Below are 12,855 nucleotides of genomic sequence, written 5' to 3' on the forward strand. Positions count from 1 at the left end.
GCGGCGCTCCTCATCATCGCGACGACGTCCTAGACCGGCGCCGGCAGTGCATATGCGCCGCTCCTCAGCATCGCTGCGCTCTGCATCGCCGCCGGCGCGGATCACGGAGGTCCGGCCTTGTAACCCACTCCTCGAACGGTCAACACCACAGTCGGGTTCTCCGGGTCTTTCTCGACCTTGGCCCGCAGACGCTGGACGTGCACATTCACCAAGCGAGTGTCCGCTGGGTGACGGTATCCCCACACCTGTTCGAGCAGTACATCACGAGTAAACACCTGGCGCGGTTTGCGTGCCAGCGCTACCAGCAGGTCGAACTCCAGCGGGGTCAGCGAGATCTGCTCGCCGTTACGGGTGACCTTGTGAGCCGGCACGTCGATCTCGACGTCGGCGATCGAGAGCATCTCGGCCGGCTCGTCGTCGTTGCGCCGCAGCCGCGCCCGCACCCGGGCGACCAGCTCCTTGGGCTTGAACGGCTTCATGATGTAGTCGTCGGCACCCGACTCCAGGCCCAGCACCACATCCACGGTGTCGGTCTTGGCCGTGAGCATCACAATCGGAACGCCGGAATCGGCGCGCAACACCCGGCACACGTCGATGCCGTTCATGCCCGGCAACATCAGGTCAAGCAGCACCAAGTCGGGCCGCAGTTCGCGCACCGCGGTCAGAGCCTGCGTGCCGTCACCGATGACCGCAGTGTCGAAGCCCTCCCCACGAAGAACGATGGTCAGCATCTCCGCGAGCGAAGCGTCGTCGTCGACGACCAAAATCCTTTGCCTCATGGAGTCCATGGTGTCACCAGATCGGGACAAAACTCGGGCGCCACACGGGCGTTTCTTCTTGGATAACGGCAAATCGTGACAAATCTGTGCTAATCGCGACCTATTCGGTGCCTATTGCAACGTCAAATCGGCCGCTAACCGCTCCGGATCCACGTCCGCGTCGACCACGAGCCACCGCCCTCCCCAGCCCGCGTCGGCCAGCCCCGCGTACACCTCCCGGGTGCGCTGCTGAAGCCCTTCGTCGCGTTCGTAGCTGTCGCGCGGACGGCCCGGATCGGACTCGGACCGGCGCCGGGCCCGCTCGCCGGCAAGCTCGGCGGACACCCCGAGCAGCACCTGACAATCCGGCACAGGCAGCCTGAGCCGCTGAAATTCCAGCGCGTACACCCAGGCGGCCGCGTCTCCCGCCGCGTCCTGGTGCAGGCGCGCGGCGCTGTAGGCGGCGTTGGAGGCGACGTAGCGATCCAGGATCAGCACGTCATGGTCGCGCCCGCGCGCGGCGATCTCCTCTACCGCGCCGGCGCGGTCCAGCGCGAACAGCATCGCCATCGCATACACCGACGACGCCAGGTCCCCGTGCTCGCCGTGCAGCGCCTCGGCCGCGATGTCGGCGGTCACCGACTGCCCGTAGCGCGGAAAGGCCATCGTCGCCACCGACGTGCCGGCTTGTTCAAACGCGGCCCGCAACCCTTCGGTCAGCGTCCGCTTGCCGGACCCGTCGACGCCCTCGATCGCGATCAGCACGGCGCCGAGCCTATCCGGCGCCTCGAGCCGCGGTGATCAGTAGCGGTAGTGGTCCGGCTTGAACGGGCCCTCGACGTCGACGCCCAGGTACTCGGCCTGGTCCTTGGTGAGCTTGGTCAGCTGACCGCCGAGCGCCTCGACGTGGATGCGGGCCACCTTCTCGTCGAGGTGCTTGGGCAGCCGGTACACCTCGTTGTCGTATTCGTCGTTCTTGGTCCACAGCTCGATCTGGGCGATCGTCTGGTTGGCGAAGCTGTTGCTCATCACGAACGACGGGTGCCCAGTGGCGTTACCGAGGTTCAGCAGGCGGCCCTCGGACAGCACGATGATCGCCTTGCCGGAGTCGCCGAACGTCCACAGGTCGACCTGCGGCTTGATGTTCAGCTTCGTCGCGCCGGAGCGCTCCAGCGCCGCCATGTCGATCTCGTTGTCGAAGTGGCCGATGTTGCCCAGGATGGCGTGGTCCTTCATCGCCTTCATGTGCTCGAGCGAGATGATGTCCTTGTTGCCCGTCGCGGTCACAACGATGTCGGCGTCGGAGATCGCGTCCTCGACGGTCACCACGTCGTAGCCCTCCATCAGCGCCTGCAGCGCGTTGATCGGGTCGATTTCGGTGACGCTGACGCGCGCACCCTGGCCCTTGGCGGCCTCCGCGCAGCCCTTGCCGACGTCGCCGTAACCACAGATCAGGACGTTCTTACCGCCGATCAGTGCGTCGGTGCCGCGGTTGATGCCGTCGAGCAGCGAGTGCCGGGTGCCGTACTTGTTGTCGAACTTGGACTTGGTCACCGAGTCGTTGACGTTGATCGCCGGGAAGGCCAGGTCGCCGGCCGCGGCGAACTGGTAGAGGCGCAGCACGCCGGTGGTGGTCTCCTCGGTCACGCCCTTGACCGACTCGGCGATCTTCGTCCACTTCGTCTTGTCCGACTCGAAGCGGCTGCGCAGCACGCCCAGGAAGACCTTCCATTCGGCCGAGTCGTCGTCCTCGGCGGGCGGCACCACGCCGGCCTTTTCGTACTGCGCGCCGCGCAGCACCATCATGGTGGCGTCACCGCCGTCGTCGAGGATCATGTTGGCCGGCTCGCCCTCCCAGGTGAGCATCTGCTCGGCGCACCACCAGTACTCCTCCAGCGACTCGCCCTTCCAGGCGAACACCGGTACGCCCTTGGGCTCCTCCGGAGTGCCGTGCGGTCCGACGACCACCGCCGCCGCCGCGTGGTCCTGGGTGGAGAAGATGTTGCACGAGGCCCAGCGGACCTCGGCGCCCAGCGAGGTCAGCGTCTCGATCAGCACCGCGGTCTGCACGGTCATGTGCAGCGAGCCCGAGATCCGGGCACCCTTCAGCGGTTGCACGTCGGCGTACTCGCGACGCAGCGACATCAGCCCGGGCATCTCGTACTCGGCCAGGTCCAGTTCCTTGCGGCCAAATTCCGCGAGCGACAGGTCGGCGATCTTGAAGTCGATGCCGTTACGAACGTCGGCGGTCAGAGTCATGGCGTGTCTGTTCCTTACTGCGGCTCAGGGAGATCAAGGTTATGAGCGGACTACATGGCGTTAGTTAGCTTGGGTACGCTCTTCCGCCACTGTAGTCGGCGGTGAATGTCCGCCAGGTCAGGGGATGTTGATGACGCCGTGACGCTCGGCAAAAGGCGTCATCAGGCGGGCAAGATCCTGGGCGACGTCGTGACTGGCCTCCGGCGGCATCGACACATAACTCAACGCCAACCGCACGATGGCACGGCCCAGCACGCCGGCGTCTTCATCGCTGGTGGCCACCCAGCTGTGGGTGAACGCCAACGTCAACCGTTCCGAGGCCCGGGTGATGATCGGCCCGCTGTCGGTGGTGATGATCTGCAGCAGGTCGGGCTTGGCGACACCGGTAAGCAGCGAGATCACCAACGGATCGGCCGCCGAATCCGAGAAGAAGGCGCGAAAGCCCTGCAGAAACGCCTCGTAGATGTTGCCGACGTTGGCGTCGATGGCGGCATGGACGGCGTCGACCAGCCGATCGGCCAGGCGCAGGGCATATCCCTGCGCCAGACCTTGCCGCGAGCCGAATTCGTTGTAGATGGTCTGCCGGCTGATCCCGGCGGCCCGGGCCACGTCGGAAAGCGTGATCGCGGACCAGTCCCGGGTCAGCAGCAAGTCGCGCATCGCGTCCAGCACCGAGTCGCGCAGCAGGTTCCGCGACGCCTCGGCGTAGGGAATCCGCTTCACAGGCGCGACAATAGCTCCTATCACCGCGCCGCTGCGCCCCATCACTTCGTTCTGCATCATCGCTGGCGGCTACGGCCGCGCGACCTCCACCATCTCGAAGTCCGATTTCGCCGCGCCGCAGTCCGGGCAGCTCCAGTCGTCGGGAATCTCGTCCCACCGAGTGCCGGGGGCGATGCCGTCCTCGGGCCAGCCCTTGGCCTCGTCGTACTCGAATCCGCACTGCACGCAGACGTAAAGCTTGAACGGGGTTTGACGCTCTTCGCCCGAGGGCTCATCGCAGCTCACGAGTTCACCCCTATCTTTTCGAAATCGACCTTCTCAAGGACCGCACAATCGGGACAACACCAGCAGTCGGGGATGTCGCTGAACGGCGTGCCCGCGGGAAAGCCCTCCCGCGGAGCACCTTTCGCTTCGTCGTAGGTGTAGTCGCAGCCGGGGCAGCGGTAGGCGGTCATGCCGCAGCCCTTTCGGGTGCCCCGTACTTCGCCAGCACCTTGTCGCACATCCGCGGGTGGATGTTGACCCTGGTGATGTCGCCGCCATAGTGCGCCAGCACGCGGTGGTCCATCACCTTGCGCCACACCGGCGGCAGGTAGGTCAGCGCGATCATCGACGCGTACCCGCTCGGCAGGTTGGGCGCACCCTCCATGCTGCGCAGCGTCTGATAGCGCCGGGTGGGGTTGGCGTGGTGATCGCTGTGCCGCTGCAGGTGGTAGAGGAATAGGTTGGTGACGATGTGGTCGGAGTTCCAGCTGTGCACCGGGGCGCACCGCTCGTAGCGACCGTTGGCGTTGCGCTGCCGCAGCAGGCCGTAGTGCTCGAGGTAGTTGACGGTTTCAAGCAGCGAAAAACCGAAGACCGCCTGGATGACGAGGAACGGAATCACACCCGCACCGAAGACCGCGATCAGCGCGCCGAACAGGACCACCGACAAGGCCCAGGCGTTGAGCACGTCGTTGGACGCATACGTCCTCGGGTCCCAGGGGCTGTTGCCGAGCCGGCGGATCCGCTGCGCCTCGAGATGAACCGATGAACGCAGGCTGCCGAACACGCTGCGCGGCAAGAACTCCCAGAAGGTCTCGCCGAAGCGGGCCGACGCCGGGTCTTCGGGCGTGGAGACGCGCACGTGGTGACCGCGGTTGTGCTCGATGTAAAAGTGTCCGTAGGCGGTCTGCGCCAGGGTGATCTTGGACAGCCAGCGGTCCAGCGAGTCTTTTTTGTGCCCCATTTCGTGCGCGGTGTTGATGCCGACGCCGCCGAGCACGCCGACCGACAGGGCGACGCCGATCTTGCCGACCCAGCCCAGGCCGCCGTCAGGCCCAGTTTCGAAGCCCAGCCATCCCAGGTCTGACGCGGTGAACAGGTAGGCGCCCATCACCACGCTGAGGTACTGGAATGGGATGTAGATGTAGGTGCAGTAGCGGTAGTACTTGTCGTTCTCCAACCGCTCCATCACCTCGTCGGGCGGATTCTGCCCGTCGGGGCCGAAACGCAGGTCCAGGATCGGCAGCAGGATGTAGAGCAGGATCGGCCCGATCCAGAGGGGCGCCTGGGCGGCAACGTGCCAGCCGAGCCGGTTCAGTCCCCAAACGATCGGCAGCATCACGAACAACGCCGTCGGCGGGATCAGGCCCATCAGCCACAGGTAGCGCTTCTTATCGCGCCACTCGGTGGCGCCGAGCTGCTCGGACGCCTGGATCTGTGTGGTCATCTGCCAAACCTCCTTGTGAGTCACACCACGTTGAGATTGGACAATACCGCTATTGGCGTCCTCTGTCTAGACAAATGATGCTAGTTTGTAAAGTGTAATGGGCTAGGTGGTCTGCTCGGCCTGCCGACGGCCCTGCACCGAGTGGCGGTAGCCGTAGCCGAGGTAAATCGCGGTGCCCAGCACCAGCCACGCGGCGAACCGGACCCAGGTCAGCGCGGTGAGGTTCACCATCAACCAGACGCACGCGCAGATCGAGGCGATCGGAAGCACCGGCACCCAAGGCGCCCGGAACCCGCGCTCCAGGTCCGGCCGGGTCCGGCGCAGCACGATGACCCCGGCGGACACCAGGACGAACGCGAACAACGTCCCGACGTTGACCATCTCCTCGAGCTTGCTGATCGGGAACACCGACGCCGTCACCGCGATCACCAGCGCGACGAGCACGGTGATCCGCACCGGCGTCCCCCGCGAGCTGGTCTTGGCCAACGGCCGCGGCAACAATCCGTCGCGCGCCATCGCGAACAGCACTCGGCAGCCGCCAAGCAGCAGCACCATCACCACGGTGGTTAACCCGGCCAGCGCGCCGACGGCGATGATCTTGCTCGCCCACTGGATGCCGTTCGTGGTGAACGCGGTGGCCAGGTTCGCCGGCTTGCCGCCGGGCATGCTTTTGAGCTGGGTATAGGAGACCATGCCGGACAGCACGACGGAGACCGCGATGTATAGCACGGACACGACTCCCAGCGAGGTCAGGATTCCCCGCGGCACATCGCGCTGGGGTCGTTTGGTCTCCTCGGCCATCGTCGCGACGATGTCGAATCCGATGAACGCGAAGAACACGATCGACGCGCCGGCCAGCACGCCGAACCACCCGTAGTGACTACTGTGCGCCCCGGTCAGCAGCGACAGCACCGACTGGTTGATACCGCTGGCCTCTTGGCCGGCTTCCGGTTTGGGAATGAACGGCGTGTAGTTGGAGCCCTTGATGTAGAAGACGCCGACCACCACGACGAAGATCACCACCGACACCTTGATGGCGGTGATCACCGCGGAAATCCTCGACGACACCTTGGTGCCGACGGCGACCAGCGTCGCCACCAGAAAGATGATCAGCAGCGCGCCCCAGTCCAGCTCGATCGATCCCAATTGGACTGTGCCACCAGCGAATCCGAACACCGATCCCAGATAACTGGACCACCCTTTGGATACCACCGCGGCTCCGATTGCCAACTCCAGCAACAGATTCCAGCCGATGATCCAGGCCAGGAACTCACCGAAGGCGGCGTAGGAGAAGGTGTACGCGCTGCCCGCGACGGGAAGCGTCGAAGCGAATTCGGCGTAGCACAGCGCCGCCAGCGCGCAGGTAATCGCGGCGATCACGAACGATATCCAGATCGCGGGTCCGGTGATATCCCCGGCGGTCGACGCGGTGACCGTAAAGATGCCGGCGCCGATCACGACAGCGACGCCGAACACCGTTAGGTCCCACCAGGTCAGGTCCTTGCGTAGCCGGGTGTCTGGCTCGTCGGTGTCTTCGATGGACTGTTCGACTGACTTAGTACGCCATCGGTTGGCCATATGCCGTCCTCCCACTAACGTCAGAAGCCTTGGACCGCACAGTACTGGGTACTCCCCCGGGATGCCGGGAGACACAGACGCGCGAGGCCACGCGGTAGTGATCGGCGCGAGCATCGCGGGGTTGTGTGCCGCGCGAGTGCTCGCGGATTGGTATTCCCAGGTCAGCGTCTATGAGCGCGATGAACTGCCGAGCACCCCGGCCAATCGCGCGACGATTCCGCAGGACCGGCATCTGCATTTGCTGATGGCGCGCGGCGCCAACGAACTCGATGCCTTGTTCCCTGGCCTGCTCAAGGACATGGTGGCCGCCGGCGTGCCGATGCTGGAAAACCGGCCGGACTGCATCCACCTCGGCGCCGCGGGCCACGTCCTCGGGACGGGCCACACGCTGCGTGACGAGTTCACCGCCTACGTGCCCAGCCGGCCGCATCTGGAGTGGCAGCTACGCAACCGTGTCCGCGACATCGACAACGTCGCGATCCTGCGGCGATCGGTCGCCGAACCGCGGCTCGACCCGGCGCGGCAGCGGGTGACCGGTGTGCTGCTGGACCCCAGCGACGAGGCCGCCGACGGCGGGCCGGAATTCGTGCACGCCGATCTCGTCGTCGACGCGGCGGGTCGGGGCACCCGGCTGCCAGTGTGGTTGACGCAGTGGGGATATCGGCGCCCCACCGAGGAAACCCTGGACGTCGGCATTAACTACGCCAGCCACCAGTTCCGCATCCCGGAGGGATTGATCGCGGAGAAAGTGGTGGTAGCCGGCGCCTCCCACGACCAGTCACTCGGGATGGGCATGCTGTGTTACGAGGACGGCACCTGGGTGCTGACCACCTTCGGCGTGGCCGGCGCGAAGCCGCCGACGACGTTCCCGGACATGCTCGCGCTGGCCATCGCGTTGCTCCCGGCGCACTTCGCCGAGGCGCTGACACACGCCAAACCCGTTGGCAAGCCGGCATTTCACGCCTTCCCGGCCAGCAGATGGCGCCGCTATGACAGGCTGGACCGCTTTCCGGACGGCATCATCCCGTTCGGCGACGCCGTGGCCAGCTTCAATCCCACCTTCGGCCAGGGCATGACAATGACGTCGCTGCAGGCCGGTCATCTGCGTCGGGCACTGCGAGCGGCTGACCTGGCCGGCGAGCTCAATCGGGCGACCGCCAAGACCACGTGGCCGGTGTGGACGATGAACGCCATCGGTGACTTCGCTTTTCACCACGCCGGCACCAGCGGGCCGATCCCCTGGTGGTGGCGGCCGTCGGGGGCGCTGTTCGACCAGTTCCTCGGGGCCGCCGAAACCGAACCCGTTCTCGCCGAATGGTTTTTGCGCCGCTTCTCCCTGCTCGACAGCCTCTATATGGTTCCGCCGCCGCGGCTAGTCGGCCGGACGATCGCACACAACCTGCGTCTGTGGCTGCGCGAGCGCCGCGAGTCGCGACGGGCCGTCACACTCCTACGGTCGCCCTGAACAACTTGGCGGGCTGGTGCGCGACCAACCCGACCGGGCCGTCGTCGGCCGCGACCCACGCCGCCATACCGCGCTCCAGTGTCAGTGATCCGGATTTCCCGTGCACCACCGCGGAACCCTCTGCGCACAACAAGATCTGGGGCCCGTCATGGCTTGGCGAGGCGTCGACCTCGTGATCCAGATGCTCACCGTCGAGGGTCAGCAGCGCGACCGCGAACTCGTCGGCCGGGGTGTCGTAGATCAGCCCCAGGCCTTCGCGGTGGACGGGCGGGTGCAGCTGCGCCTCCGCGGTGGGCGCGAAGTCCAACACCCGTAACAACTCGGGCACATCGACGTGCTTGGGGGTCAGCCCGCCGCGTAACACGTTGTCGGAGTTGGCCATGACCTCGATCGCGAAGCCACGCAGATAGGTGTGCAGGTTGCCGGCTGGAATGTAGAGGGCCTCGCCCGCGGCCAGGCTGATCCGGTTCAGCAGCAACGACGCCAGCACCCCGGCATCCCCCGGGTAGCGTTCACCGAGTTCCAACACCGTCCTGGCTTCGGCCGCGAATTCCGTTGCGCCGGAACTGACGTACTGAATGGCACCGTCGATCACCGCGGACACCAGCACATCGATGTCGGGTTGCGGCGCGGTGATCCAGGTGGTGAACAGCGCCCGCAGACCATCCGCGTCGGACTGGTCGTTCAGCAGGTCGATGTAGGGGTCGAGGTCGGTGACGGCCAGGCCCCGCAGCAGCTCGATGGTGGCCGACGCCTGACGAAATCCGGCCAGCGCTTCGAACGAGTGCAGCGCCACCAGTAATTCGGGCTTATGCGACGTGTCGCGGTAGTTGCGGACCGGCGAGGCCACCGGAATGCCCATCTTTTCCTCGCGCAGGTAGCCCTCGATGGCCTGTTCGGCACTCGGATGCGCCTGCAGCGACAACGGTTCGTCGGCGGCGAGCACCTTGACCAGGAACGGCAGCACGTCGCCGAACCGGTCGCGCGACGCGGAGCCGAGCTGACCCTCCGGATCGGCGGCCACCGCCTCCAGCAACGAGAGTTCGCCCCGTTCGGTTTCCAGGAAGGCCGGATCCCCCGGATGCGCACCGAACCATAACTCGGCCTCGGGGTGAGCCGCGGGCACGGGACGCCCGGTGAATTCGGCGAGGGCCGTGCGCGACCCCCACGCGTACGTCCGTACAGCACCGCGAAGCAGTTCCACTTGTCTATCTATCCCCGCACCAGTCGCAAGTAAACGGCGGCCATCTCCAGCCGAACGGCCAATACTGCCAGTTGCTGCTCGGCACGCCCGGCACCGGCCGCCTCGCGCGCGGGTTCGGCGGGTCCGGCCAGGCCGTCGAAGCTGTCGGACAGCTCGGGCACGTCCTGCGCCGCGATCAGGTAGACGTCGTCGAGCCCCGCAACCCGCGCGGCCGCCACCGTCCGGTCCCCGGACAGGGTCAGCGCCAGCACTCGCAACCGCTGTGGCAACGGTCCGTCGATCTCCTCGTCGTGGAACAGCGCGTCCACCGACGACGCGGCTTGGCCCAACCCCGAGCCGAAGTCCGGCTCGCGCAGTGCCACCACCGCGTCCGCCAGCCCGCTCGCCGCGACCGCCTCGTGTGCGATCCGCAGCAGAACCGAACTGCCGTGCCGGGCCAGCGCCAGCGTCGGCGCGGTGTCACCGGCCAGCGCGACCCGGTGATCGGACAGCCGCGCGGCAATTGTCTTGGCCGGATTGGTGAATAGCTCGCGGCCGGCGCTGTTGCGCAGCGCCTCGGCATCCAGCTCGTCGGCGAGCGCGGGCACGTCGATGTCCAGTCGCGGGTCGACCGCGTGCAGCGTGGCCAAGCCGGCGGCCAGATACCGGCACAAGCCGAACTCGTCGGGAACCCACAGCCGTGGCGCCAGCACCGCGGCGCGGCTCGCCGTGGCGTCGCGCAGCGGACCTTCGTACGGAGCGACGACGACCACCCGTGCACCGCGGCGCACCCCGGTCGCGGCGGCGCCGACGAGCGCCGGATCGCCGGGGTCGTCTCCCGCGACGATCAGCACGTCCAGCGGACCGACCCATGGCGGGGCCTCGCTGAGGATCGCGATCGGCGCCGCCGCCGCGCCGCCCTGCGTCGCGGCCAGCACCGCGCCCGCCGTCTGGGCGGTTCCCCGCCCGGCCACCCAGATCACGCTGCGCGGACGGTCGCCGGTGCGCAGCGAGTCCAACTCCCCTTCGTCGACCGCCGCGGCGATCGCGCGCACCTGCGCACCCGACGACGAGGCGGACCTCAACAGCCCCTGCCGGTCGGCGGAGATCAGGCCGTCGGTGTCTTCGAGATCGATCGCCCGGATGGCGTTCACGGCACGCCCTCGCTGCGCTGCACCTGGCCGTTGATCTCGGCGCTGATCTCGGCGATCATCGCGTCGACGTCCTCGGTGGTCCGGCCCTCCGCATTGAGCCGCAGCAGCGGCTCGGTATTGGAGGTGCGCAGGTTGAACCAGCTGCCGTCGCCCAAATCCACCGTCACCCCGTCCAGGTGATCAATCGAGTGGATCCGGCTGCCGAACGACTTCAACACGGCGTTCACGCACAGTGCGGCGTCGGCCACCCGGAAATTGATCTCCCCCGAGGATTCGTAGCGCTGGTAGTCCGCGGTCAGCTCGGACAGCGGCCGGTCCTGCTCGCCGAGCGCGGCCAGGACGTACAGCGCGGCCAGCATCCCCGAGTCGGCGCCCCAGAAGTCGCGGAAGTAATAGTGCGCGGAATGTTCGCCGCCGAAGATCGCGCCGGTTTCGGCCATCAGCGTCTTGATATAGGAGTGTCCGACGCGCGAGCGCAGGGGCGTGCCGCCGCGCTCGGCGACCAGCTCGGGCACCGCGCGAGACGTGATCAGGTTGTGAATGACGGTGGCGCCGATTTCGCGGCCGAGCTCCCGCGCGGCGACCAGGCTCGTCACCGTCGACGGTGAGACCGGCATCCCGCGTTCGTCGACCACGAAGCACCGGTCGGCGTCACCGTCGAAGGCCAGTCCGATGTCGGCGCCGGTTTCGCGGACGTAGGACTGCAAATCCAGCAGATTGGCCGGGTCGAGCGGGTTGGCCTCGTGATTGGGAAAAGACCCGTCGAGCTCGAAGTACAACGGCAGCAACGTGATCGAGCCGATCGCACCGAGCACCGCCGGCGCCGTGTGACCGGCCATGCCGTTGCCGGCGTCGACCACGACCCGTAGCGGCCGCAATCCGGAGGTATCCACCAGCGACCGCAGGAACTCCCCGTAGCCGGCGAGCACATCGCGATCGGTGGTAGTCCCCGGCTTCCCGTCGTAGGCCGGTGCTCCGGCGATCAGGTCTTCGGTGATCACTTTCAGCCCGGTGTCGGCGCCGACCGGCAGCGCTGCGGCCCGGCAGAGCTTGATGCCGTTGTACGCCGCGGGGTTGTGACTGGCGGTGAACATCGCGCCCGGGCAATCGAGTGACCCCGAGGCGAAATACAGCTGGTCGGTCGACGCGAGGCCGATCCGCACCATGTCCAGGCCCTGGCCGGTCACCCCGGCCGCGAAGGCAGCTGCGAGCGACGGCGAACTGTCGCGCATGTCGTGTCCGATCACCACGCGCTGCGCGCCTTCGCCACGCATCAACGCGGCGAACGCCGCACCGATGTCGGCGACCAGCGACTCGTCGATCTCTTCGCCTACCAGCCCACGGATGTCATAAGCCTTGATGACACGGTGGACGGTCGCGGCGGGCCGAGACATGCGGGGCCTCCTTGACGCCGTGGAATGATTTGCCTCTTGGCGTCAGCCTATCGGCCCGCAGAAGTTACGGTTCCAAACGGTTTGGAAGAAGCCCCACGGCGCTAGTCGGACGGATCGGGCAAAACCCGGAGATGCCCGCGGCGGCGACCGGACCGTTTTTCCGGCGGCGCGAACACATTGCTACTGGGTGCGGTGGCTTGGGCTCCGGTGTGGTGCAGATGCGGATCCGAGAATCCGTTCAGCGGCATGCCGGTGCCGCCCGCGTACGGCGCGGCCGCCTCGGCGGAACCACCCTCGCGCACGGCGTCGGCGAGCGCGACCAGGTCGTCTTCGTCGGGATTGACGGGCTCCGAATTGAGGGGCCCGGCGTGGCGCACCAACTCCCATCCGCGGGGTGCGGTGATGCGGCCGGCATGGCCGACGCACAAATCCCACGAATGCGGCTCGCGTGCGGTCGCGAGTGGACCTACAACTGCCGTCGAGTCCGAATAGACGAACGTCAAGGTCGCCACGGCGTAATGCGGGCACCCGGGCCGGCAGCAGCGACGGCGAACGTTCACGTCGCAAAGGCTATCGTGCGCAAACGCCGCCGAAGCGCCGGACACGCGCAACCGTTCAGCCCACGATGTC

13 protein-coding genes are annotated in these 12,855 nt (G+C 66.9%); 1 reads left to right on the forward strand and 12 read right to left on the reverse strand.

Annotated elements, in window-relative coordinates; genetic code table 11:
- Positions 1–101: 101 nt before the first annotated feature.
- The 8 genes from mtrA to G6N54_RS12285 all read right to left on the reverse strand — a co-directional run bounded on the left by mtrA (position 102) and on the right by G6N54_RS12285 (position 7,029).
- Positions 102–788 carry a two-component system response regulator MtrA gene (mtrA, locus tag G6N54_RS12250; protein WP_007168097.1) on the reverse strand — a complete coding sequence of 229 codons (687 nt, stop codon included), beginning with the start codon at positions 786–788 and terminating at the stop codon, positions 102–104.
- 102 nt (positions 789–890) lie between these two features.
- On the reverse strand, positions 891–1,523 hold the full coding sequence (locus G6N54_RS12255) for a dTMP kinase (RefSeq protein ID WP_163790383.1): 633 nt from the start codon (positions 1,521–1,523) through the stop codon (positions 891–893).
- A 36-nt stretch (positions 1,524–1,559) separates the two neighbouring features.
- Entirely contained in the window at positions 1,560–3,017 is a 1,458-nt protein-coding gene (gene ahcY / locus G6N54_RS12260) for an adenosylhomocysteinase (protein WP_163790384.1), read from the reverse strand.
- Between the two features lie 117 nt (positions 3,018–3,134).
- Positions 3,135–3,782 carry a TetR family transcriptional regulator AlkX gene (alkX, locus tag G6N54_RS12265; RefSeq protein ID WP_163794694.1) on the reverse strand — a complete coding sequence of 216 codons (648 nt, stop codon included), beginning with the start codon at positions 3,780–3,782 and terminating at the stop codon, positions 3,135–3,137.
- A 27-nt stretch (positions 3,783–3,809) separates the two neighbouring features.
- A complete protein-coding gene (locus G6N54_RS12270; RefSeq protein ID WP_163790385.1) occupies positions 3,810–4,025 on the reverse strand; it encodes a rubredoxin in 216 nt (71 codons plus the stop codon).
- Complete coding sequence (locus G6N54_RS12275; protein ID WP_163790386.1) at positions 4,022–4,195, reverse strand: rubredoxin; 174 nt, start codon at positions 4,193–4,195, stop codon at positions 4,022–4,024. Before G6N54_RS12275 ends, G6N54_RS12270 begins: the two co-directional genes overlap by 4 nt.
- Positions 4,192–5,451, reverse strand: coding sequence for an alkane 1-monooxygenase (locus G6N54_RS12280; RefSeq protein ID WP_163790387.1), 1,260 nt, complete (start codon positions 5,449–5,451; stop codon positions 4,192–4,194). Before G6N54_RS12280 ends, G6N54_RS12275 begins: the two co-directional genes overlap by 4 nt.
- A gap of 102 nt (positions 5,452–5,553) precedes the next feature.
- Positions 5,554–7,029, reverse strand: a complete 1,476-nt coding sequence (locus tag G6N54_RS12285; RefSeq protein WP_163790388.1) for an APC family permease — start codon at positions 7,027–7,029, stop codon at positions 5,554–5,556.
- Positions 7,030–7,090: 61 nt separating this feature from the next.
- Here G6N54_RS12285 and G6N54_RS12290 point away from each other — a divergent pair, with 61 nt between their 5' ends.
- The gene (locus G6N54_RS12290) at positions 7,091–8,494 is read left to right on the forward strand and encodes an FAD-dependent oxidoreductase (protein WP_163790389.1); all 1,404 of its coding nucleotides are present in this window, start codon (positions 7,091–7,093) and stop codon (positions 8,492–8,494) included.
- On the opposite strand, the gene manA is transcribed toward G6N54_RS12290, so the two are convergent.
- The 4 genes from manA to G6N54_RS12310 form a co-directional block, all read right to left on the reverse strand.
- Positions 8,472–9,698 carry a mannose-6-phosphate isomerase, class I gene (manA, locus tag G6N54_RS12295; protein WP_163790390.1) on the reverse strand — a complete coding sequence of 409 codons (1,227 nt, stop codon included), beginning with the start codon at positions 9,696–9,698 and terminating at the stop codon, positions 8,472–8,474. The two genes, G6N54_RS12290 and manA, sit on opposite strands and share 23 nt — an antisense overlap.
- 8 nt (positions 9,699–9,706) lie before the next feature.
- On the reverse strand, positions 9,707–10,831 hold the full coding sequence (locus G6N54_RS12300; RefSeq protein ID WP_163790391.1) for a TobH protein: 1,125 nt from the start codon (positions 10,829–10,831) through the stop codon (positions 9,707–9,709).
- On the reverse strand, positions 10,828–12,225 hold the full coding sequence (locus G6N54_RS12305; protein ID WP_163790392.1) for a phosphomannomutase/phosphoglucomutase: 1,398 nt from the start codon (positions 12,223–12,225) through the stop codon (positions 10,828–10,830). The genes G6N54_RS12300 and G6N54_RS12305 overlap by 4 nt, the downstream gene beginning before the upstream one ends.
- A gap of 101 nt (positions 12,226–12,326) precedes the next feature.
- Positions 12,327–12,785: a DUF3499 domain-containing protein gene (locus G6N54_RS12310; RefSeq protein WP_197939597.1), complete on the reverse strand. Its 459-nt coding sequence runs from the start codon at positions 12,783–12,785 to the stop codon at positions 12,327–12,329.
- Positions 12,786–12,855 lie beyond the last annotated feature (70 nt).

The organism is Mycobacterium stomatepiae (genome assembly GCF_010731715.1).
Classification (GTDB): Bacteria; Actinomycetota; Actinomycetes; order Mycobacteriales; family Mycobacteriaceae; genus Mycobacterium; species Mycobacterium stomatepiae.